A 24,774-nucleotide genomic window follows, 5' to 3' on the forward strand; every position below is an offset into this window, starting at 1 on the left:
TTAAAAACCTTCCTTGATAAAAAAATTGAACAAATAGAAGCTCAAAATGATCTCCAACATGATGCCGGCAAAAAAGCAAATCAGCGATTCACTATAAGGTCCCACATTTACATGGTCTTTGTAGTATCTGTGGTGCTCTCGTGCATTATAACAACAGCTCTCGGTGTAACAGTCTATTTAATAACCAGAGACATGAAATACGTTAATCTTGCCAACTCTTATATCCTCCTTTCAAACAAGGCTATGTTTCATGAAAAAAACTTTGTAGCCGGCTGGGAGGACATTAAAGAAAGTAAGGAGAGCATAAAATCTTTTGAAATGCTGGTGTTTGAGCGTTACAGTGATTTCGGGAAATTTTTCGACAATTCTAAATTGATTTCAACCATAGAAAGATACGGCAAACTTTTAGACGATTTAGCGGAAATTAACAGCCTTGCCTCCACCGAACAGACAAACACCAAGATAGTAAAAATTCGTGATGAATTATACTTTCTGAGCAATGTGATAAGCAATTACGGCAAGGTTTTCTCTGAAAAAACAGGCCACACAATGAGAAAAGACATGTGGCTTTTCAAGATAGTTTTTGCCTTGGCAACGTTATCTTTATTTGTTTTCATGCTTTTTATAGTGCAGTTGCTGGTTTTCAGGGTGTTAAGGACAATGAGCCAGATAGTGCAGTACGCAAAACACCTTTCAACCGGACAGCAAATCAAATTCATGCCCGGTAAGGTGTATCAGGACGAATTTTCCGATCTGGCATCGGCCCTGGAGCAAATGATGAGGGAATTTGACAGACAACAAAACATCATATCACAGTCGCATAAGTTAAGGGCGGTGGGCACACTTACCGCCGGAGTGGCACATGAATTGAACAATCCCATAAATAACATAACCCTTACTGCTCACATGCTCCTTGAGGACTATCATGATTTAGAGGAAGAGGAACGTCTTGATATGATAAAAGACCTGATAGACGAGGCTGACAGGTCAAGAACCATAGTGAGAAACCTCCTTGATTTTGCACGTGAAAGTGAAAGCATCATGGAGCCGATTTGCATATCCGACGTGGTAAGAGAGACTCTTAAGCTGGCCGGTAACCAGTTGAAATTATCAGGCGTACATGCCGAGCTGACAGTAGTTCCCAACCTGCCCAGAATCCACGGCGACAGACAACAACTCGAGCAGGTGTTTTTAAACCTCATACTAAACGCTTTGGATGTAACCATAAAAGGCGGGCAAATTCGCCTTGAGGTGGAGAGGGCTGATGAACCTAACTTCGTAGCCGTTAAGGTGGCAGACTTTGGTCAGGGAATACCTGACCACATTTTACACCATATATTTGATCCCTTCTTTACAACTAAATCAAAAGGTAAGGGGACAGGGTTGGGTCTTTCAGTTTCTCAGGGCATAATAGCAAAACACGGCGGACAAATAACCGTCAGTACAAAGCAAAAAAGAGGTACAACCTTTACAGTCAAGCTGCCGATAACTACAATTCCTGCCGATATCGGAAACAACAAAGAGGCTGTTCACGAATAGTTTCAACCACCCAAATGCTTGTTCCTCGAAAAGCTTATATCAAGTTGGTATCAGTTTTTTCATGGCATTGCCGCTCTGACAATCTTATTTTTGCCTGTTCTTTTTGCCTCATACAGTGCCCCATCCGCCCTTGCAATTAAATGATTTGTAGTTTCATCTTTTTCCGTATGCTCTGCTACACCAATGCTTACTGTTATCTTAAGAATACCGGTTTCATGTGGAATCTCCATTTCTTCAATTGCCTCCCGTATCCTTTGTGCAAGCACCATTGCCTGATCAATTGAGGTGTTGTGTAAAACTACTGTAAACTCCTCTCCTCCGTACCGGAAAGCGTAGTCATTTTCCCTTATAGATTCCCTGAGAGTCAGAGCAGCCTCCTCAAGTACCTTGTCTCCGATAAGGTGGCCATATGTGTCATTGACCTTCTTGAAATTATCAAGATCAAGAATCAACAAGGAGAGGGTACTGCCTGAGTTCGTCCTTATGTTGATATATTCCTTTTCCATTATGTATTTGAAGTATCTGTGGGTATAAAGACCGGTAAGTTCATCAGCTATAGCAATGGAATAAAGCCGTGCATTTTCAAACGCAATTGCAATATGTGTTGACAGTGCACTCAGAAACTCTTCCTTTTTATGGTTAAGTGAGCCTATAAGTTTTCTTATTACAATAAGGGCAAGCCGGTTAGTGCCAAGCGATATGTCCATGTAGATATTTTTATTGTTGTTCATTCCATCGATTGCCGGCAATTGTCCGCTTAGCCACAGAATGATAACATTATAAAGTTTGGTGTTTACTTCTATTTTTCGGCGTACAATTTCATCTTTACCGGCATATCGGGTAAAAGCCCGGAAATCGTTGGTTCCCTTAGGTAAGATTATGTCTATTTCATCAGCTTTGAAGGTTTCTTTAAATATCCTGCATACCAGATATTTTAATTCCTCGACGTCTATGGTTTTGCTCAATGAGTCAACCATTGAGTAGAGCATCCCTATTTCCTTTTTCTGGCTCATTATTTCATCAATATACCGGTTTATCATAATGGAAATAAATGGAACAATAAGGAGTATGGCAAAAGCAGCAGAGCCAAATACCATGATTTTCATGGAATTTATAAATCTGGAACTTTGTGAAAGAGAGCGGTCTATGATAAGTTTACCGTTTATTCTGTTTTGCGGGCTATGGCAGCCATAGCACTTACTTCCGTTATAAATAACTGTCACACATCTGAGTATATCCTCCCCGGAGGAGGTTACAACTACCGATGCCTCACCACCTTTGATGCGGTTCAAATTTCCATGGCAGGGCAAACAAGATGTGTCGGTTTTTCTGTCAAACACTTTTCCAACCTCTGCTTTGTTTGATGAAAACGCCACCCTGCCGTCTGTATCAATGATCTTGATGGAATTAAGCGGGTTTTTCAAATCCTGCAATTCATCTAAAGAGCTCTGAAGCTCAGTAGATCGCTCAAGCATATAGTGTTCAAGGAGCGGCTTGATAATATGGCTCAACTCTGACGATTTACCTCTGAACTCCTTTAGAAAACTATTTTTTAACTTGGAAAATACAATACTGAATACTAAAGCGAAAGTAACAACAAGAAGTAAGACCAAACCTATAACAATGCGCTTTTTTAGTTTATAAACCCATGTTAAATCGGTATCAATCATCATATACTATAATAATCTCCTGTTGTTATTATGAAGTAGTATGCGGTTTTTTATCAACAGGTATTTCAACCTGGAGTACTCCGGTGGCGGCAGGGTTAGTCTTTGCCATGAGTTTTTCAACAATAGTGCGCCTTGCCAAAAAACGGTTGATCGACTGGCTTCTGTCTTTCATACACTTAACCTCGATGCCGGATGGCAGATGTTTAATATAGACGCATGTTGAGGATTTATTGACCTTCTGGCCGCCCTTTCCCGATGAGCGGATAAACTTCTCAAGCAGGTCGGCTTCTTTAATGTTAAGAGCCTCCATTTGATCTTTTAACCATTTGTTTTTCTTTGAGCTTACCGCAAAATCAATCATTATTCTGCGATATGGTCTTTGATAAAACTTTTAATATACATATCGGTAACTGAGTCGTTGTACATAACCATATCAAGCTGCTTTGTATATGCAGTGAGTTTTCCAAGAAGCAGGAGTTTTCGCATGATAAATGAACGCTTGTATTTGGAAAGAGAGGCGTCAATAACGTCGTCTCTGACGGAGACGGAGTCAAAGTGCAAAGCCTTTAGAATTTCCGAAATAAGGCGCACACGCCTTAGCCTTCTGTCTATGTGTGCGCCACCCCCTTTGAAATGAAACCGGATGTAGTTATCGTTAAGGTGGTCGGATGAGAAAGCCTCAACGGTTGACAGATGATACCCCAGTCTCACGGAGAAATTCATATAGTGCTCGGAGATAAACACAAAGCTGCACTGTGCCATTATTTCGTAGTGGTTTTCAGGGATAGAAGCACTGTGAGCAACCAGGCCGATAAATCCCTTAACGTCAAGAGGCGCACCCTGTGGCCACCGCATTGTACCCATGCCTTTAAAGAAGGAGTTAAAGGGCTCAGAGCGTATCTGCTCCGGCTGCACTATATTGGGTGTGCCCTCATACCCGCCCCCAAGGTCTATAACCAGAATCTCCACAGGCAGACCTGTATTCATTCTCACTGCACCGGTGCCGCTGCCCAGTCTGTCAACATCTGTTATCTTAAACATCTCATTCATGGCCTTTTCATGGATAAAACGCGTAATGTCATGGTAGGTTTTACAGTTTTCGGCAGTGAATTCCACTGCTTCAGGGTCAGTCAGGTTCAACGGGACCACATGCTTTAACACATGCTCGAGTGTCTTAAACACAACTGTTTCCTTAAGTGGATTTCTTTTCTTTTCCCCATATTTTATAAGCTCTTCAACATATCCGTCATAAATATTACAGTTAACGGCATCAACCGTAACCTCCTGCCCGGGCTTTATCAGCTCTGTGGCATTTCCGGTATCCAACACTGACGGTACATGGTATTCCCTGGCAAGTGAGGCCATGTGCCCTGTGCTACCTCCTACATCAGTTATGATGGCTGAGGCTTTATTCATAATGGTAACGTATTTAGGGGAAGTGTTCCTGGCTACCAAAACGGCTCCCTCCGGAAAATTCTTTAAATCATCATCGGTTCTCAACAAAAAGGCCTTACCATGTCCGACACCTCTGCATGCGATGACACCGTTACTTATGATTAAATTGCGGCCATTGATGGTAGGCGGCACTGAGTCCTCCATATCGTATGAAATCCCTGCAAGCGGCCTTGTCTGAAGTATGACAAGTTTTCCGTTTTGGTCAAGAGCCCATTCGACATCCTGTGGAGTGCCGTAGTGGTCCTCAAGTGCAACGGCATATCGGGCAAGTGTGAGGACTTCATCATCTGAAAGAGTGGCGCTTCCAATAAGCTCATCCGGCATCGGGCTCTCCTCAATAGTGCCGTCTAAGGAACAGACAACCATAGTGTACTGCTCCGGGATTCTTTTGTCTGTTATTTGAAGCGGTTCCGTCCGCTTTATTGTATAGGCCTCCGGTTCCACACAGCCGTCAACCACACATTTACCCAGTCCGCGTATGGCATTTATTATTATTGTTGAACTTTGGGGATCATTAGGGTCCAGGGAATACATAACACCGCCTGCCTTTGCATTTACCATCTCAAGCACTCCCACCGCCATTGCTATGTCGGTTTCCTTAAATCCCTTTGTCTTATAGTAAAAGATAGCACGGCTTGAAAACAGGCTCGCTATAACACTTTTATATTTTTCCAGAATCATGGAAGGCTTCACACTTAAAAAAGTAGCATATGCTCCGGCAAAGCTAAACTCATCATCCTCCTCAATAGCACTACTTCTTACCGATAGGTTAACATCACGCTGCCCGAAAACCTCCTTAAAAGTATGCGTGATGCAGTCTTCCATATCCTTTGGAATTTCGGCGTTTATTACCATTTCCTGAATCTCACGGCCTGTTTTTGTAATCTCATCCATGTGTTCAATAGACAAGTCTGCAAGTTTTTCGTTTATTTTTTCCAGAAATCCGTTATGGGCCATAAACCTTGCATAAGAGGCCGAGGTTATGGCAAACCCCTCGGGAATTGGAAGCCCAAGGCGGCTTTTGATCTCTCCAAGATTAGCGTTCTTACCACCGGCAAGATTGACCATATCCTTTGAAAGTTTATCGTAGGTGGTAGTGAATTCACCGGATGGAACCATCTTTTTCCTTGTCAGTAGCTTTTCAATTTCACCGGCAATGTTACTCATTGTGCTGTACAGGCCCGGATAACTACCCCCTGTAAGTTCGTTAATCTTAGTTACCAGCTCCTTAATGTGATTAGTTATACTCTCCACACCATCAACAATATACCGCCTGTCAAATATATAATCTCCGGAGAGCTTCTCCTCCATGTCGGCAACAACACTCAGGAAATCATTATTATGGCCAAGGAGCTCCCGATACACCTGATACTTCAGCCTCAGGGCTTCCTTTCTGTCCTCCGACTCCGGTTTTACTGTAAAGAAATCTTTTATCTTATCTAAATATTTCATAGAACTAAAACATTAGAGATGAGGTTTTCTTAACACCACACTTACACAAATGAACTGTCACTTGAGGGCTCTTCTTTCTCATCGGATTCAACCTCCCATACAACCAGTGTTTTGTCATAAGAGGCCGAGATTATTTTCTCGCCCATGTGGACAATATCATAAACGCTCTCCTGATGTCCATCCAATGTTTTCAGATGGTCTCCGCTTTTAAGGTCCCAGACACGTATTTTTCTATCCCATGAGCCTGTAAATACCCTGTTGTTATGCACGGTAACAGCATAAATTCTACCTGAGTTCGCTCTTACCGAATAAAGGGCTGTGCCGGTTTTTAAATCCCACGCCCTTATCGTATCATCCCATGAAACAGAAATTATTCTGTCACCGGCTATCTCAAAAGACCAAACATTATCGGCATGTCCCTCGAATGTTTTCATCAACTCGCCGGTTTTTATATTCCATACCTTTATGGTTTTATCCTCTGAAGCGGAAATTATCTTCTCTCCAACTACCGCCACTTTCCATATGGTACCGGTATGGGCCTCGATAGTCCTCAGAAGTGCTCCACTTTCCATATTCCATATTCTTATTGTTTTGTCCTCAGACCCCGACACTACAAAACCACCTGTGATGTCAACCGACGTAACCCAGCCGTCATGGCCGGTTATTCTGCGATGAATACTGTTTTCCTCAAGATTCCAGATAATGATACTTTTGTCCTCTGAGCAAGAAGCCATTGTTTTACCGGAAATCACTATCGATGACACTCCGTCTGAGTGGCCCTCATAACTGTATATCAGCGTACTGGTAGGTACATCCCACATTTTAATGGACTTGTCGTCTGAGCCGGAAAAAACCCTTTGCTCGGAAACAGCAAGACAATTTACCGGCCCCTTGTGCCCCTCAAGTACCTTTGTGGATAAATAATGTGATGCTAAAATGAGTTTCTTTACCCGCCGTATCTTTGGATCATTCGTGTATTTTCCCTTTGGATATTTATCAATGTATAGTTTGCACCCCCTGATTGTGTCACACAAGGCATAGGTCATCTCTTCCATTTTTTCTCTTATCTCAATCGTATATTTTCCTGTACTATAAAGATGTAGATATTCCTCACAGGCTTTTAAATCGGTAGTTTTAGAGAATATAATATCCTCTATCCGGGCCTCAGCCTCTTCAACAAAGGCGCCCTCTGGAAAACGCTCCATATAACCCCTATAAGCTGATACCTCGTCGTTTGCTAAAGCGTTATCCCAGTAGTACTTTTCAGTGAACTTATGCTCAAGTTTATAATCTAAATTCTTTATAACTCCTTTCCCTAAATTCACTACTCCCTCATAAATGAAGTAACTACCGTCATCCAGTGTTTTTCTTATTAGAATATTGTGTGAGCCGGGGGCTACCTTTGTCTCAACCGGAGGCTCCCCTAAGAGCATCTCATCCACATAGACTTCGGCATCCAGGTGGTCACAAGTTATCGTCAGGTTTGACTTATGCTCCATAAATATATATACCTGATAAACGATGGCAAGTATTCCGCCAAGGATTATAATTATCGCTAAAGTGTTTAGAATTTCCATCAGCTTAGAATAATCAAATTAATGTTTTTTTTTCAAGCGGTTCCATTATCTTAAATAAGATTACCTCTCATACCAAGTAGCAGTCAAAAGAGTAACGAGGCGGCTGGGAACAAGCGACGCCTCCCCTCACAGGGGATTCCCTTTTTTAGAGGAGACGTTGAGGAGCTTTTGACACACGCCAACAAAGTTAATCGAATGAATGCAATTTGGTATCAGTTGACACACAAGGATGTGTTTTGAGATAATTATAATGTTCAGAGGGGTTTTCTTGAATAGTTTTTTCCAGAGAGGAAGACTGAGAGGTTTACCCCAAAATTAAAAAAATTACGGAGGAATAACGATGTCATCTGCAAGAAAAACCCTTTTTGGGGTTTTGTTGTTACTAAGCGGAATTGTAGCGGGGTTAGTGTTATCGTCAAACCTCAATATCCATAACCAATCAATCGCTCAATATAAGGAAGTATCCCCGCAGAGCAAGTCTATTCTTGAGCAGCTCAGCACCGCCCTTACTGAGGTTTCAGATGCTGCAAAGCCCTCTGTTGTTAATATCTCCATTACTAAAAAAGTTACAATGCAGAACTCTTTTGGAAATTTCTTTGAAGACCCCATGTTTAAGAGGTTTTTTGGGGATGAATCCCCTTTTCATGCTCCGCATAACAAGAAATTTGAATCCAAGGCACTGGGCTCGGGTGTAATAGTGCGTCAGGATGGCTATATTCTAACCAATAGCCATGTGGTAAGAGAAGTGGATGAGATAATGGTAAAGCTCTCTGACAAGAAAGAGTACAAGGGTAAGGTGATAGGCTCTGACCCTAAAACTGACCTTGCTGTTATTAAAATAGATGCTACAGATTTGCCGGTGCTTAAGATGGCTGACTCAGATAGGCTGCGTGTCGGTGAGATAGTGGTGGCAATAGGCAACCCTTATGGTTTAAGCCAGACAGTCACAATGGGGATAGTCAGCGCCGTGGGCAGATCAGATGTCGGTATAGCCGACTATGAGGATTTTATCCAGATAGACGCCGCAATAAATCCCGGCAACTCAGGCGGTGCTTTGGTTAACAGCCGTGCCGAACTTGTGGGAGTTAATACGGCAATATTTTCAACAAGCGGCGGTTATCAGGGAATTGGTTTTGCCATTCCCTCAAACATGGTCAAAACTGTTATGGAAAGCCTGATGAAAGTTGGTAAGGTGACACGCGGCTGGCTGGGAGTAAATATTCAACCTCTGACGCCGGAGCTGGCCAGGTCTTTTGGTACGAAAGTGCAAAAGGGGGTTCTAATTGCAGATGTTATGGACGGAGGCCCGGCTGATAAGGCGGGACTTAAGCGAGGGGATGTTATTATTTCCTTTGAGGGTAAAGAGGCTGAGTCAACAAGAGCTCTGAGAAATGCTGTGGCTGGTACCCAACCCGGTTCTGCTGTTTCAATGATAATAGTTCGTGACGGTAAGGAGATTAACGTAAAGGTGGTGGTAGGTGAGTTACCGGATGAAAAACAGCCCGCACTTTCAACCCCGTCAGGGCAATCACAACAGAGCAGATTAAAAGGCGTTAGTGTTCAGGACCTAACCCAATCCATAAAGGACAGATTCAATATGCCGGCAAAAGTTACCGGTGTTATTGTTACTAATGTTTCCGATGAAAGCCCTGCCGCCTCAATTCTCAAGCAAGGTGATGTAATTCAGGAGATAAACAAGAAACGTATAAACAGTATAAAGGACTATGAACAGATATTGAGCGCCATTAAAAAGGATGATGACTTGCTTCTGCTGATAAACCGCAACGGCGCCTTTATATATGTAACGATTTCAAATAAGAACTAACAGATGGTAACAGGCTGAGGTAACCGGCGGGGTGTTCAATAGCATGCACCCCGCCTTTATTTTAACTCTGTGCGGATCAATTTTTCAGATGTGTGACATATACCAAGTTGCATTAATTAGCATAAACGCATAAAATAAAAGCTCAGAACTTCGAAAACAATATTATCTGTATATTGGGGGATTGGTATATGGTGGTGGGACGCAGAAAATTACAAATATTTATGTTGACTGCTGTGGTTTTGTTTTTTTCAATATTTTCAGGTGTTGTCAATAGTGAAGACTTTGCTAAAGTAGATGTGTTTACACCGGAGGGCGCTGTTAAAAATATAAGACAGGTAGCGGTGCGATTTTCCGAGCAGATTGTTCCCTTTGGCGACCCTTTTCTTAAAGACCCCTTTGATACCAATTGCACGGATAACGCCACAGGCAGATGGATTGACGGTAAGAACTGGTCTTACGATTTTGCCGCTGATTTACCTGCCGGAGTTAAGTGTGACTTTAAATTAAAAGACGGACTTAAAACCCTTTCCGGTAAGACCGTCGACGGCAAAAATGAGTTTAGTTTCTCTACAGGCGGACCAGCCGTTGTGCGGCCTGACCCCTATGAAGGGTCTTTGATAGAAGAGGAACAAGCATTTCTGTTTTTACTTGATTCCACAGTGGATGAAAAATCGGTTTTGGAACACGTTTATTGTTCTGTCAGCGGGATAGGTGAGAAAATCGGTGTGATGCCGGTAGATGATAAAAAGAAAAAAGAAATTATAAAAAGCATGTGGGTAGAGGACAGAAAAACTCCGAAGCTGATTTTTCAGTGCAAACGGGCACTGCCTCCTGACAAAGAGGTCAAAATAGTGTGGGGTGCCGGGGTAAAATCTAAAAGCGGTGTGGCCACAACTACAGATCAGGTCATTACCTATAAAACCCGCCCACCGTTTACCATCACTTTTGAGTGCCAAAGAGAACGCCCCGAAAAACAATGTATTCCCCTGACAAACATGAAAATACTATCATCTGCCCCAATACCGTGGAGTGTGGCCAAAGAGATTACTCTAAAAGCAGACAATGGTAAAACATGGAAACTCAAAGACAAAGGTGAGCACAACAACGATACAGGTGTGACTTACGCATATTTTGAAGGACCGTTTCCAGAAAAGTCAGGCTTTACAATTAATCTGCCTGCAAATATAAAAGACGACTCCGGCAGGGTACTTTCAAATCTTAATAAATTCCCGCTTAAAGTATCTACCGATGAGTACCCGCCACTAGCGAAATTTGCCTCACGTTTTGGCATTGTCGAGTTAAACGCAACACCTGCGCTTCCCATAACTGTCAGAAATGTGGAAAGTCTGCTTAAAATGTCCCACGCTACTAAGGGTGCCTCAGCAGCAGGGGGAGTTAAAGGTAAGATTCACAATGTTGCCAGAGGTGACGATGAGGCCATAATCAAGTGGCTGAGGATTCTATCGGCGGCTGAAAGGGAAAAACCTATACTTACAGGCAAAGAGGAAACTGAAAACCTGTCAATTCCGCTTCCAGGAGCCGGTAAAGATTTTGAAGTTGTAGGGATTCCTCTTAAAACACCCGGATTTCATATAATAGAGCTTCAGAGTAATATCTTAGGCCTACACCTGTTAGAAAATAAAAAAACCATGTATGTGCAGGCCGGAGCGCTGGTAACTAATTTAGCGGCACATTTTAAATGGGGACGGGAATCATCCGTTGTCTGGGTTACAACGCTCGATACGGCTGAACCGGTTAAAGACGCCGATGTCACCCTAAGAGACTGTAATGGTAAAATCCTGTGGCAGGGTAAAACAGACGGAAGCGGAGTTGCTAAAATTAATAAAGAGATTTCATCTAAAAATCTTCCCTACAATAACCTTAAATCAAATTACACTGAAAATCCCAATTCACTAAACAGCATTGGAGGCGGACTGTTTGTTTTTGCAAGGAAAGACAATGATGTAACCTTTATCCATTCCAGTTGGGACAACGGCATAGAGCCGTGGAGATTCAATCTACATTCAGATGATTATTCTTCACCGGATAAGATGACTATTCACACGGTTTTTGACCGGACACTTTTCCGGGCAGGCGAGACAGTGCACTTCAAACACGTTGCCAGGGAGAGAACCGGTCAGGGGTTTGGATTTGTAAAACCTGAGGAACTTCCCAATCAGATGACTATAACTCATCGTGGAAGCGAGCAACGTTACAACATCTCATTAAAGTGGAACCCAGGCGGCCATGCCGAGGGTATGTGGAAAATCCCAAAAGATGCAAAATTGGGAAATTATGAATCCCTTCTGTCTAAAAGTACAGGGAAAGGAACAGAGTTCCCCACCGGCTCGTTTAAAGTTGAGGAGTTCCGGGTGCCGCTTATGAGAGGGCAGTTGACTGCTCCCCGGGCTCCGCTTATAAAACCAAAGGATGTAGCTTTTAACATCTCTGCTGCGTATCTTTCCGGTGGTGGAGCTTCAAAGCTGCCGGTAAAGGTAAGAGCCGAGATCAGCGCTTATCTGCTGCATTTCCCTGAGTTTGAGGATTTTATTTTCACAGGCGCTGAGATGAAAGAGGGGATTGTGGCAACTGAGGGTGATGAGTGGAACTCTGATGATGATATGCACAGAGAGAGCATATCAAATGATAAACCATTTAAACTTGAGACCTTGAGTTTTAATCTTGACGGTGGAGGGGGAGGCAGGGCGGTTTTTGATAAAATCCCTGAAATTACAGCTCCGGCAATGCTTACAGCGGAGTTACAGTATAACGATCCTAACGGTGAGGTTCAGACCGTCTCCACGCATACCAACGTGTATCCTTCCCGGTACTTAGCAGGAATAAAGACTCAGAGTTGGGCGATGGTCAAAGACACGGTCAGATTTCAGGTTGTGGTAGTGGATCCACAGGGTAAGCCTGTAGCCAATGCCTCAGTCAAATCCAATCTTTTTCAGAGAAAAACCTACAGCCACAGGCGGCGTATAACCGGCGGGTTTTATGGCTATAGCCATGTGACTGAAATAAAGAAAGCCGGTACGGCCTGTGAGGGCAAAACCAACAACATGGGGCTTTTGCTCTGTGAGGCTGTTGCTCCAGTTGGTGGTAATCTTATAATAGAGGCTGTGACAACGGACGACTCCGGTAACAAGTCATTTTCAAACGCTGAGGTTTGGGTCTCAGACGGCACAGACTGGTGGCTCTCCGGCACAGGCAACAGCGACAGGATAGATGTTATCCCTGAGAGGAGAAAGTACGAGGCCGGTGAGACTGCCCGCTTTCAGGTTAGAATGCCTTTCAGGGAAGCCACGGTACTGGTCTCAGTTGAGCGTGAGGGTGTTATCGAATATTTTGTAAAGAAAGTAAGCGGTAAGGAGCCTGTGTTTGAGCTTCCGGTAAAGAGCAACTATACACCGAATGTTTATGTTTCGGTCTTTGCCGTACGGGGACGCATAGGGGACGAAAAGCCAGGGTTTCTGTTTGATCCCGGAAAACCGGCCTATAAGTTCGGCCTCAGTAAAATCCGGGTTGGCTGGAAACCAAACACGTTAAACGTGGAGGTTAAAGCAGACCGGCAGACTTATAAAATCCGCACCAAAGCAAATGTTAAAATCAAGGTGGCAACAGCAGATGGAAAAACCGTACCTGCCGGTTCCGAGGTAGCGGTGGCGGCTGTGGATGAGGGACTGCTGGAGCTTTACCCTAATACCAGTTGGAATTTATTAAAGGCTATGATGGGCGAGCGCCCCTATGAGGTGTTGACCTCAACCGCCCAGATGATGGTAATCGGTAAGCGTCATTTCGGAAAGAAAGCGCTTCCGCATGGCGGCGGTGGTGGAAAACAAATTACCAGAGAGCTTTTTGACACACTACTGCTTTGGAAGGGTACTGTTAAGGTTGACTCTAATGGAGAGGCTGCGGTGGAAATTCCGTTAAACGATTCCCTTACCTCATTTAAAATAGTAGCGGTGGCAACGTCAGGGGCAAACCTGTTTGGAACGGGTGAGACCTCAATAAAATCCTCTCAGGATTTAATATTGTTTGCCGGTACACCTGCCATTGTGCGTGAAGGGGATAAATTCATGGCCGGCTTTACCATAAGAAACGGCTCAGAGCGCAACATGGATACGGAGGTTGCACTAAGCCTGACGATGGATGGAAAAGGGGAGAGGACTCCGCTTAGTAAAATAACAAAAAAGTTAACACCGGGTGAGGCAAAGGAGACTGCATGGGAAATCACGGTTCCCTATGGTGTTAAAAAAATTGATTATGAGATTGAAGCCAAAGAAGTTGGCGGTGAGGCTGTGGATAAACTCAAAAAATCATCCAAAGTGCTTGAGGCCGTAAAGGTGAGAACATTTCAGGCCGTTCTTACTCAGCTTAAAGATAAGAAATACACGCTTGAGGTTGAAAAACCAAAGGATGCCGTCTCAGATAAAGGCGGGATAAATGTGAAAGTCACCGGGCAGCTGTCAAACGGGCTGGATGGGGTTGTAAGCTACATGAACACATATCCCTACACATGCCTTGAACAGAGGATATCTAAAGCTGTAGCACTAAGGGACAAAAAAGAATTAAACAAAATAATGGACACACTCCCGTCATATCTTGACGTTAACGGTTTCGCTAAGTTCTTTCCAACGATGCTTGAGGGCAGCGATGTGCTGACCTCATACATACTGTCTATACTTAACGAGGGAGGATATAAGGTCCCTGAGCCTGCTGTATTGCAGATGCTTAGCGCACTAATCAATTTTGTTGAGGGAAAGGTTACACGAACTTCGGCGCTGCCGGCGGCTGACTTATCAATAAGAAAGATTGCGGCAATTGAGGCTCTCTCCCGCTACTCAATGGCTAAACCCGAACATCTTAAGCCGATAACCATAGAGCCCAACCTGTGGCCGATTTCCGCCCTGCTTGACTGGATAAACATCCTGCGCAGGGAGCAAAGTATTGCCAATCATGATAAACTCCTTAAAGAGGCAAAAACCATCCTGCGTTCAAGAATGAACATTCAGGGCACAGTCATGCTGCTTTCAAAGGATGTCAACCAAAACCTCTTTTGGCTGATGTCCTCACCGGATACAAACACGGTTAAAACCCTGCTTACGGTGCTTCCATTTGATGACTGGAAGGAGGACATCCCTCGTCTAACTAACGGTACAATTCAGGCTCTGAAACGAGGATACTGGAGCACCACTGTTGCCAATGCATGGGGAGTTGTGGCAATGGACAGATTTTCAGAGAAATTTGACAACTTAAAGGTAACCGGAACAACGTCTGCATCCTTAGCTGATAAGAGCAAAAAAATTGACTTCAATAAATCCGCTAAAGGCGGCACAATGTCTTTTGAATGGCCTGCCGCGCAGGGAAGCAAAGTAGAAGTCCTTCACAGCGGCGATGGTGCACCGTGGGTAACTGTTTCATCACTTGCAGCTATAGCGCTTAAAGAGCCGGTTTCAACCGGATACAAAATAAAGAAAACTGTAGAGGCGATTGAACAAAAAACCAGCAGCAAATGGTCAAAGGGTGATGTTGCAAGTGTAACACTTGAGATAGATGCCCAAAGTGATATGACTTGGGTGGTTGTCTCTGACCCAATCCCCGCAGGCTCATCAATATTAGGCACCGGCCTCAAAAGAGATTCCTCCATACTTTCCACCTCCTCCGGTAAGGGAACTACTCCGATGGGATATGCCGTAGAGGTTTACAGGGAAAACTCATTTGAAGGCCTAAGAGCTTACTACCAGTATGTTCCAAAAGGGAAATTCAGCGTCTCATACAACGTCAGGTTTAATAACGAGGGAACATTCATACTGCCCGAGAGCCGTGTAGAAGCCCTCTATGCCCCCGAAATGTTCGGTGAAATTCCAAATAAGCAGTTAGAGATAGGTAAATAGGAGAAGGAGAGAAAAAGAAGGGAAGAGAGAGAATGGGAAGGCGCCGCCTTCCCCTTAAACCCCATCCGCAAGGGAGCGAGGCCCCCTTGACCCCTTTATTGAACTGTATCCTCTTTTTCGCTCACTATGATATAATAAAATATATGGTGGGTTATATGACTATGATGTCGTTTCGGTATAGGTTTGCCGGCATAAAAACAGGAGGTCTGTTTTATGAAAATACTGATAGCTGATGATGACTATTCAAGCCGTACAATGCTGCAGAGCTTTCTGGAAAACTACGGGGATGTTGACGTTACTATAAACGGCTCCGAAGCTATTGCTGCTTTTCTAAGTGCCATTGAAGCCGGATATCCCTATGGCCTCATTTGTCTTGATATTATGATGCCGGAGATGGATGGAATCAGCGCTTTAGCACACATTCGCAGCAAAGAAAAGGCGATGGGGATTACACCGGACAAAGAGGTCAAAATCATTATGACTACAACCCTTGATGCCCCTTCAGACTTAATTGACGCTTTCTACAAGGGGGTAAACAGGTGTAACGATTATACTACAAAACCTGTTGATTTACAAAAACTTACTGAAATACTTGAAAAATACGGTTTATCGAGATGATAAGGGGCATCAGAGCCTGAGGATGCAAGAGGACACATCAGCGGATTTCACCTTGTGGTTTTAAAAGCAGCGTTGTGATTTCTTTTATAACTTTCTCTGATTCAAATTGTATATTTTCTATAAAATTTAGTATTTTTGCCTCTTCATTCTGAAAACTACCCTTTAATTCCTTAAGCGCAAGCTCCATTCTAAAAGCCTCACTTCTGAGCCCTGTAGCTCCCACATTTGCAGACATTCCAATAATCAAATGTATGTGACTCTTTAATCCTTCCAAATTGCGGGCTTCAAACAACGATTTAAGTAAAGCTATCCGCCCCGGTGCATCCTCTGTGAAGGCTTGCCACATGTCTCTGAGAACCCTCTCATCATTTTGAACTCTCTGTAGTACCTTTTTTACATTTAGTGACATGCCGGAGGTTCTCTGAGCCGGTTGATGTAAAACGGCGGGCTGTGACCTGGAAAGATAATCAGTGCCGGAGTGCTGCCTAATAAATGGTGTTTCAGCAGCTACATGCCTTGAAGCTGTATGCTTGTCAATCATGTTATACAACTCATCGGCATCCACCGGTTTTGAAATATAATCAGAAGCTCCCGCCTCAAGACAATGCTCTCTATCTCCTTTTAGCGCATGGGCTGTCATGATAATTACCGGGACATCTTTATTTATCTCACACTCTTTTGCACCCCTTATGTGCCGTGTTGCCTCTAAGCCGTCCATAACGGGCATCTGTACGTCCATGATGATGAGATCGAAGTAGTTCTCAGAGAGCTTATCTATAGCCTCCCGTCCGGTTCCTGCCACATCAGGGAAAATCCCCCGCCTCTGCAGCAACTTCACTGTAAGTGTTTGATTTACCACATCATCATCAGCGATTAAAACTCTAAGTGCCCTTCTTGACTCAAGCACTCTGTGGCGGTTCAAAAGCAACGCTATGGGGTTATCCCAATTCTCAGTCAGTATAGAAAGTACTTCCATTAAATCAGACTTGTAAATCGGTTTGACTAAAAACCCTGAAATGCCAAGCTCACGGCACTGTGCCTCATCTACATTTAAACCTGATGAGATGAGCATAATCACTTTTACCTGTGATAGCCTCTCCATAGACTTCATATTTCTTGAAAAAGCAAATCCGTCCATGTCTGTCAGTTGGAAATCTACAATAACTATATTATATTGTACAGTTGACCATGTAAGCATACCGGAGGCCTCATAGCCCCCTGAGGCCGTATCAACGTAAAACCCCTCACCTCTGAGTATATCGGCCAATCTCCTGCAGGTGGAGGCATTACTATCCACTAATAGTATGCGCTTGCCGGTTACATCAATCTTTTCTGTTGACGAGGCTGAAAGAACAGGCCCTGATGATGCTGAAAACCCGGCAGTGAAATGAAAAGTGCTGCCCTTGCCTGGTTTGCTTTCCACCCAAACCTCACCACCAAGCATTGCCACTATTTTTTTCACTATTGCAAGCCCAAGCCCCGTGCCCTCATATTTTTTGGTTGCAAACTCCTCAAGCATGGTAAAACTGTCAAAAATTATGCCCAGCTTTTCTCCTGGAATACCTATCCCTGTATCAGAGACTGAAAAATGTAACAAATACGGCTGGTTCACAAACGGCGGTTCTGTTTTTGTAATATGGTGTGCCATGTCAGCCTTTAACTCTATTTTACCCTTCTCCGTAAATTTTATTGCGTTGCCGATAAGATTAACCAACACCTGTTTCAACAGGCCTGAGTCTCCTCTTAATGCTGCCGGTACATTTGGCGAGATTTCAGTGCTAAACATAACCCCCTTGTTTGCAGCCGTAATAATTAAGGGCTCTGTTGTGGTTTTTATTGTACTAATCAAATTAAAGTCCGCTTCCTTTATCTCCATTTTACCGGCTTCTATTTTAGAAAAATCCAGGATACCGTTTAAGAGATCAAGGAGGTGAGCTGCCGAGTTTTTAACAATAGTGAGATACTCTCTCTGCTGCGTATCAACAAGAGTATCCAGTGCAAGGTTAGTCATCCCTATTATACCGTTTAAGGGGGTGCGAAGCTCATGGCTCATGTTAGCTAAAAATACACTTTTTGCTTTGTTTGCAGCCTCGGCTGACTCTTTAGCCTTGTGCAGCTCTGCTTCAGTTTGCTTACGTCTGCTTATGTCTCTTATAATGCCTGTATAAAAACTATCGCCCTTTGCCTGCCACAGGGCAAGAGATATTTCTACCGGAAATTCCTTGCCGTCTTTCTTTAGCGCTTCCAGCTCAAAGGTCTTTCCTATCAGGTTTGATTTCCCTGTCTGCGATACTCTCTTTACTCCTTCTTTGTGCTTTTGCCTGAACTTCTCAGGAATTATTATTGTAATATCATTACTCACTGCCTCTTGTGCAGAATAACCGAATATATACTCCGCCGCTCTGTTCCAATAGATTATCTCATGGTTGCCGTCTATTGTTATAATCGCATCACCGGCGGTGTCCAATACCGATTGCAGCTTTTTCTGATAGATTTCAAGTGATTTGTCGGCATACTGCCGCAATGCTTTCTCTTGTTTTAATTCCTCGTGAGCTTTACTTAGTCTCTCTATGAGTTCATCGGTGTTCTTATCCGTGGATTTCATCATAGTCATCAGTGTTTATATTATATCTGAAATACTGTTGAATTTGCACGAAACTTATACCAAGTTGCATTCATTCGATTAACTTTGTTGGCTTCGTCGAAAGCTCCTTGACGTCTCCCCTAAAGGGGAAATCCCCTGTTAAGGGGAGGTGTCGCTTTCTCCTTGCCGCCTCGTTACTCTTTTGACTGCTACTTGGTATTATTTCAGATAAATGCTGCCGAAATCCGATTATTTCAACATTTATATCGGATTTCGGGTGCTATATAAAGTATAAAAAAAGCTGCTGTAATGTGGTATAATAAACTTTGTACATATGGAAAGGATAGGAATTTATGTTGTACATTTTGAAAAAATTTATCTTGAGTAAATAACCGGTAATTGTGTAAATTAGCATACGATGAATATATTTACGCTAAACTCAGACGACACTGCTTTACTGATTGTAGATATTCAGGAAAAGTTAGCTGCGGTTACAGAGGGCAGGGAGGACGTTATAATTAATACCGGCCATCTTATTGAGACGGCACGGCTTCATAATATGCCGATAATAGTAACCGAACAGTACCCTAAGGGCATTGGGCATACTGTGAAGAAACTTAAGGATGCGCTGGAAGGGACAGAGATTTATGAAAAAATAACTTTCAGCGCCTGTGGTATAGACAATTTCTATGAAAAACTTCAAAAGAGGCCTAAGGTGTTGCTCTGTGGGATAGAGACCCACATCTGCGTCCTGCAGACTGCTCTGGATTTATTAAACAAGGGTTATGTAGTTCATGTTGTAAGTGATTGTGTCTCATCCAGGAAGAGTTATAATAAGGAAACAGGCCTGAGTTTTATGCACGACGCCGGGGCTGTGATAACAACTGCCGAGACGGCGATTTTTCAGATATTAAAACAGGCGGCAACCGACAACTTTAAAGCCATATCAAAGAGGATAAAATAGCATGAGCAATGGGACGGTAGTGGATTTCTCAAAAGACGTGGATGGGCTGAAAAGCCGGATATTTTATGATATTTTAAATATCGTGGGGCGTGTGTTTGTAATAGTGCGGCATGCACCTGATGTTGTAATCGGGCAGCGGGGTTTTTTAGATACCGAGAAGCACAACGGATTGGTGTTGGTATTTAATCAGAGAATGGACTTTACATGGGGAGCAAACGGCTTGATAGAGGCGGTGTTGCAGTTTGACGGCAAACCCGAGACCTGCTCAATTCCGTCAGAGCACATCCTGGCCATATACTCCCCTGAAATCCAGGTTCAGTTTGTTTCCATGTACCAAAGGGAAGATATAAACAGCCCAGTGGAAAACGGTACAGGCAAGGATGAGACGACAGCCGGGCAGCAGAGCTCTTACGATAATGTGCTTAGGGTGGATTTCACAAAGAAAAAGAAAAAATAAACGTGCCGCACCTTAAGTCTTACGATGTAATAGTTGTCGGGGGCGGCCATGCCGGCACTGAGGCTGCCCTTGCTGCTGCAAAGATGGGGCTTAGTACCTGTCTTTTTACTATGAGTCTTGACACCATAGGGCAGCTCTCTTGTAATCCCGCAATTGGAGGCCTTGCCAAAGGCCATATTGTCAGAGAAATAGACGCTATAGGCGGTATAATGGCAAAGGCTGCCGATTTTTCAGGTATTCAGTTCCGTCTGCTTAACCGCTCCAAAGGGCCCGCTGTCTGGTCCTTACGGGCACAGGCCGATAGGGTACTTTACAGGGTATTCATAAAACGGGTACTTGAGGAGGCGGAAAATCTCGATATCAAACAAATCGCCGTTACGGAACTCATCAGTGACAACACTAAAAACCGTGTAACCGGAGTGGTGACAGCCCTTGGCACTCAGTACCTGAGTAAGGCTGTAATTGTAACGACCGGCACGTTTTTAAACGGTCTTATTCATATCGGATTGAGGAGTTTTTCAGCGGGAAGAGCCTGGGAGTTTCCATCATCGGGGCTTTCTGAGTCGTTAAGCGCTCTGGGGTTGAAAATCGGCAGGCTTAAAACCGGAACGCCTCCCAGATTAGACGCCAAAACAATAAATTTTGATAAAATGGAGGCTCAGTGGGGCGATACTCCCCCTGTGCCGTTTTCCTTTTCCACGGAGGAAATCCTAAACACTCAACTGCCCTGTTACATCACCTACACAAATGAAAAAACCCATGAAATAATACGGGATTCACTTGACCGCTCACCTCTGTATAGTGGTAAGATCAGCGGCGCCGGCCCTCGTTATTGTCCCTCCATAGAGGATAAAGTTGTGAGATTTTCACAAAGAGAGCGGCATCAGGTGTTTTTGGAGCCCGATGGGCTTAAGACCTCTGAGTACTATGCCAACGGGATTTCAACAAGCCTCCCCCTGGATGTGCAAACCGAGCTGGTGCACAGCATTGAGGGGCTTGAGGGGGCGGAGCTGATGCGCCCGGGGTATGCCGTGGAGTATGACTTTGTGTATCCGGCATGTTTAAGGCATACACTGGAGGTTAAAGATATCGGGGGGCTCTACCTTGCCGGCCAAATAAACGGCACCTCAGGGTACGAGGAGGCTGCCGCTCAGGGTCTTGTCGCAGGTATAAATGCCGCCCTGAAAATAAAAGGTAAACCGCCTATGGAACTTATGCGCCATGAGGCCTACATTGGGGTTATGATTGATGACCTTGTAACCCTTGGCATTACCGAACCCTACCGGATGTTTACCTCACGGGCTGAGTACAGGTTGCTGCTTAGAAATGACAACGCCGAGCTGCGCTTAAAAGACAAGGGTTTTGCCTCAGGGCTAATTGATGAGACCATGTACGGGCGCTACCAAAAAAAACTGGCTTCATTCAATGCCGAGGTACTGAGGTTTAAAAGCACTCGTATTAAGCCTTCCATGATAAACGGCAAGCTTCTGGAAAGGCAACTGTCCCAGCTTAATGAACCGGCAACGCTTGAGCAGTTACTGAAGAGGCCGGGCATAGATTACACATTTCTTGAGAGCATTAGTCCGCCTGAAATTGAGCTTTCCCTTGATCTGAAACTGCTTGTGGAGGCGGAGATAAAATATGAGGGATACATAAAGCAACAGCAGATGCTTGTTGATAAGATGCAGCGGCTTCAGTACAAACGTATCACCGATGATTTTAATTATGGGGAAATCGGCGGCCTTTCAACTGAGTCACTTATGAAACTTACTGAGATAAGGCCGGAGACTGTCGGGCAGGCACAGAGGATTCCAGGTGTGACCCCCTCCGCAATTTCAATGATTTTAGCATACCTTGAAAAAAGAAAATAAACCCAACCCTGAAGAGATTTTAGCCGGTGGCTTAGCCGCCCTGTCCATAGAGCCCTCAGACAGGATTATTAATTCGTTTCTGACGTATCTGCATGAGCTTAAAAAGTGGTCGGGCATTCACAACCTTACTGCTGTTAAAGATGATGCCGGTATTGTCACCACACATTTTCTTGATTCACTGTTATACCTCAGAGGAGTTCCAGCCGGTGCAAAAACCATCCTTGATGTTGGAAGTGGAGCAGGGTTTCCCGGCATCCCAATAAAAATAGTACACCCAGGCCTTACGGCCACTCTCTTAGAGCCAAGGAAAAAACGTGCCGTATTCCTGAGACATATGATACACCTTTTGAGACTTTCCGGCACAGACGTAATTGAAAGCAGGCTGCAAGACGTTAAACTCCCTCCGCAGGACTGTATCACAGTGAGGGCTCTCTTTAGTTTCTCAGATTTTATAAAACTTGCCTTGCCGCTTCTAAACACAGACGGCACACTTGTAATCGGTAAAGCCGCCGGCTATGAAAGTGAAATCCCTCAAAATACCGATGATTATAAGATTGACATAGTACAGTGCAAAATCCCTCATACTGATATTGAGCGATTTATTATAACAGTAAAAGGACAGCACCAAAGTACCAAGTTGCATTCATTCGTCATCCCTTCTATCTGATTACAACGCCGACATACCCTACGACTCTGTCATAGTCGCCGCTGGACTCACCAGATGTGGCATACTTGACGATTTCAGCGCCTACAGCTCCCATAGCCAGTGCCGCATACATCATAACTGTTGCAGGTGTTACCCCGCACATGGTTATTTCCTCTTTCTTTACAACATCATAGAGTCCCTCCGGGTCAAGGGCAAGAATTTTGTCTAAAGCTAACTTGTCTTTTTCTCTTGTAATGGAATCAGGTAAATAGTGGCTCATATCGGAGCTTGCCACAATGATAACGTTTTTGCCGGACTCTTGTATCACTTTAGCCAGCGCCGCCCCTGCCTCTTTGCATTTATCAACGGAAATATACATCATACATACAGGAACAACTTTTACAGTCTTTGAAAAATGAGCAATAAATGGTAATTGTACCTCAAGGGAGTGCTCGAAGCGGTGTGCTATAATATCATCGTTAAAAACCGGAGAGCTTTTTAAGATTGCATCCGCCAACGCTGTGTCTGTTTCAAATGAGTTTGTAGGGATTTCCCACGTGCCTTCTTTCATAACGGAAACCTTTTGGCCTAACCCGCTGTGATTTGGTCCCAGGAGCAGAAAAGTATCCGGGAATTCTATTTTAGAGTAAACAACCCCTGCAACAGAACCTGAGTACATGAAGCCGGCATGAGGGCTTATTATTCCAATGGCTTTTATTTTTTCTTTACACTCAGTGGTTAAACTTCCGACCTCTTCTTCTAAAGCAGCAGCCCTTCCCTTATAAAACTGTCCGGCAACAACAGGCAGCCTTTTCATAGCACACCTCCATCTTTATTAAAGCTGTTAAAATACCTCATCAGTTTCCTCGTAGTAACCTTCAGCGTAATCGGCAAACTTTGTGTACTCGGAGAGGAAAGATAACGTGACTTTAATTCCTGCCGGACCGTTACGCTGTTTGGCTATGTGGAGTTCCGCCTTTCCTTTGGCCTCAGGGTTGTCACGGTTATATACCTCCTCACGGTACAGAAAAAGAATAACATCCGCATCCTGCTCAATAGCGCCGGATTCACGCAAGTCGGCAAGTGTAGGAATAGGGGGACGGCGCTGTTCAACCAGCCTGTTGAGCTGGCTGAGGGCAATAACAGGTATTTCAAGCTCCTTGGCAAGACCTTTTAAGGAGCGGGATATTTCCGATATCTCCTGTTCTCTTCTGTCAACACCGGAGCGGCCCCTCATAAGCTGAAGATAGTCAACCACCACAAGCCCCAGTCCACGCTCTTTTTTAAGTCTCCTTGCCTTGGAACGCATCTCCAGAGCACCGATATCAGATGAATCATCTATGTATATCGGCGCTTCCGCCAGTTTACCGGCTGCCGAGGTCAGCTTTGGCCAGTCATCTTTTCTCAGATGTCCCTTTCTCACCCGGTTTGAATCCACCATCGCCTCGGCACAGAGCATTCTGACCGCCAATTGCCTTTTAGACATTTCAAGACTGAATACAGCAACCGGTTCCTTTATGTTTATCCCCACATGTTGGGCAATGTTTAAGCAGAAGGCTGTTTTACCCATTGAGGGGCGCCCGCCCACTATGATTAAATCTCCGGGCTGAAAACCGGTTGTCAGTTCGTCAAGGTCTTTAAAGCCGGAGGGAACTCCGGTTATAGCCTCTTTCCGGTCATAGAGGCCCTCTATCATTGTAATGCTGTCCTTTATCACCTCATTAAGAGAGGAAAAGGACGGCCTTATTCTGAACTCAGCTATTTCAAAGATAGTTTTTTCTGCAAAATCCACTAATTCGTCCGCCTCTCCTTCGTGGCCATAGACTCTGGACATTATATCCGTTGAGGCTCTCAGGAGGTTTCTCATAAGGGCTTTTTCCCTCATAATCTTAGCATGATAGGCGATGTTTGCGGCAGTTGGAACAGAGTTGATGAGCTGCGATAAATATGATTCACCGCCTGCCTGTTCCATTTCTTTTTTGTTTCTAAGGTAGTCTGATACCGTTACCAGATCAATAGGCTCAGCTTTATCAATCAGGGTAATCATAGCTGAAAAGATGCGGCGGTGTTGATCTTTATAAAAATCAGCTGTTGTTATAACATCAAGGACTTTATATATAGCCTCGTTATCAAGCATGATTGCGCCCAGGACGAACATTTCCGCTTCGACGTTCTGGGGCTGTATCTTATCTGGGGCTGCTTCTACCATTTTAAACCGG

General features: G+C 44.1%; 15 protein-coding genes. 8 read left to right on the forward strand and 7 right to left on the reverse strand.

The window, feature by feature from the left end; all coding sequences use genetic code 11:
• Positions 1-111 precede the first annotated feature (111 nt).
• Positions 112-1,539, forward strand: coding sequence for a HAMP domain-containing histidine kinase (locus H7844_01975; GenBank protein MEO5356049.1), 1,428 nt, complete (start codon positions 112-114; stop codon positions 1,537-1,539).
• 59 nt (positions 1,540-1,598) lie between these two features.
• On the opposite strand, the gene H7844_01980 is transcribed toward H7844_01975, so the two are convergent.
• The 4 genes from H7844_01980 to H7844_01995 are packed head-to-tail and all read right to left on the reverse strand — an operon-like array spanning position 1,599 to position 7,693.
• The gene (locus H7844_01980; GenBank protein MEO5356050.1) at positions 1,599-3,212 is read right to left on the reverse strand and encodes a GGDEF domain-containing protein; all 1,614 of its coding nucleotides are present in this window, start codon (positions 3,210-3,212) and stop codon (positions 1,599-1,601) included.
• Positions 3,213-3,237: 25 nt separating this feature from the next.
• Positions 3,238-3,570, reverse strand: a complete 333-nt coding sequence (locus tag H7844_01985) for a peptide chain release factor-like protein (GenBank protein ID MEO5356051.1) — start codon at positions 3,568-3,570, stop codon at positions 3,238-3,240.
• Positions 3,570-6,116 (reverse strand): PEP-utilizing enzyme, encoded by a 2,547-nt coding sequence (locus H7844_01990; GenBank protein ID MEO5356052.1) that lies wholly within the window; start codon positions 6,114-6,116, stop codon positions 3,570-3,572. Before H7844_01990 ends, H7844_01985 begins: the two co-directional genes overlap by 1 nt.
• Positions 6,117-6,157: 41 nt before the next feature.
• A complete protein-coding gene (locus H7844_01995) occupies positions 6,158-7,693 on the reverse strand; it encodes a PEGA domain-containing protein (protein ID MEO5356053.1) in 1,536 nt (511 codons plus the stop codon).
• 340 nt (positions 7,694-8,033) lie between these two features.
• Here H7844_01995 and H7844_02000 point away from each other — a divergent pair, with 340 nt between their 5' ends.
• The 3 genes from H7844_02000 to H7844_02010 all read left to right on the forward strand — a co-directional run bounded on the left by H7844_02000 (position 8,034) and on the right by H7844_02010 (position 16,033).
• The gene (locus tag H7844_02000) at positions 8,034-9,518 is read left to right on the forward strand and encodes a DegQ family serine endoprotease (GenBank protein ID MEO5356054.1); all 1,485 of its coding nucleotides are present in this window, start codon (positions 8,034-8,036) and stop codon (positions 9,516-9,518) included.
• Positions 9,519-9,706: 188 nt separating this feature from the next.
• Positions 9,707-15,415 carry an MG2 domain-containing protein gene (locus tag H7844_02005; GenBank protein ID MEO5356055.1) on the forward strand — a complete coding sequence of 1,903 codons (5,709 nt, stop codon included), beginning with the start codon at positions 9,707-9,709 and terminating at the stop codon, positions 15,413-15,415.
• A 213-nt stretch (positions 15,416-15,628) separates the two neighbouring features.
• Positions 15,629-16,033: a response regulator gene (locus H7844_02010; GenBank protein ID MEO5356056.1), complete on the forward strand. Its 405-nt coding sequence runs from the start codon at positions 15,629-15,631 to the stop codon at positions 16,031-16,033.
• A gap of 37 nt (positions 16,034-16,070) precedes the next feature.
• Here H7844_02010 and H7844_02015 read toward each other — a convergent pair whose 3' ends face one another.
• Complete coding sequence (locus H7844_02015; protein ID MEO5356057.1) at positions 16,071-18,641, reverse strand: response regulator; 2,571 nt, start codon at positions 18,639-18,641, stop codon at positions 16,071-16,073.
• A 394-nt stretch (positions 18,642-19,035) separates the two neighbouring features.
• Here H7844_02015 and H7844_02020 point away from each other — a divergent pair, with 394 nt between their 5' ends.
• The 4 genes from H7844_02020 to rsmG are packed head-to-tail and all read left to right on the forward strand — an operon-like array spanning position 19,036 to position 22,576.
• Positions 19,036-19,581, forward strand: a complete 546-nt coding sequence (locus H7844_02020) for a hydrolase (protein MEO5356058.1) — start codon at positions 19,036-19,038, stop codon at positions 19,579-19,581.
• A 1-nt stretch (position 19,582) separates the two neighbouring features.
• Positions 19,583-20,038, forward strand: coding sequence for a ClpXP protease specificity-enhancing factor SspB (locus H7844_02025; protein ID MEO5356059.1), 456 nt, complete (start codon positions 19,583-19,585; stop codon positions 20,036-20,038).
• Entirely contained in the window at positions 20,035-21,909 is a 1,875-nt protein-coding gene (gene mnmG / locus H7844_02030; GenBank protein ID MEO5356060.1) for a tRNA uridine-5-carboxymethylaminomethyl(34) synthesis enzyme MnmG, read from the forward strand. The genes H7844_02025 and mnmG overlap by 4 nt, the downstream gene beginning before the upstream one ends.
• Positions 21,893-22,576, forward strand: a complete 684-nt coding sequence (gene rsmG, locus H7844_02035) for a 16S rRNA (guanine(527)-N(7))-methyltransferase RsmG (GenBank protein MEO5356061.1) — start codon at positions 21,893-21,895, stop codon at positions 22,574-22,576. The genes mnmG and rsmG overlap by 17 nt, the downstream gene beginning before the upstream one ends.
• Here the strand turns inward: rsmG and amrB are convergent.
• Entirely contained in the window at positions 22,569-23,372 is an 804-nt protein-coding gene (gene amrB, locus H7844_02040) for an AmmeMemoRadiSam system protein B (GenBank protein MEO5356062.1), read from the reverse strand. The two genes, rsmG and amrB, sit on opposite strands and share 8 nt — an antisense overlap.
• A 27-nt stretch (positions 23,373-23,399) precedes the next feature.
• Entirely contained in the window at positions 23,400-24,764 is a 1,365-nt protein-coding gene (gene dnaB / locus H7844_02045; GenBank protein MEO5356063.1) for a replicative DNA helicase, read from the reverse strand.
• Positions 24,765-24,774 lie beyond the last annotated feature (10 nt).

Source organism: Nitrospirae bacterium YQR-1, assembly GCA_039908095.1.
GTDB lineage: Bacteria > Nitrospirota > Thermodesulfovibrionia > Thermodesulfovibrionales > Magnetobacteriaceae > Magnetomonas.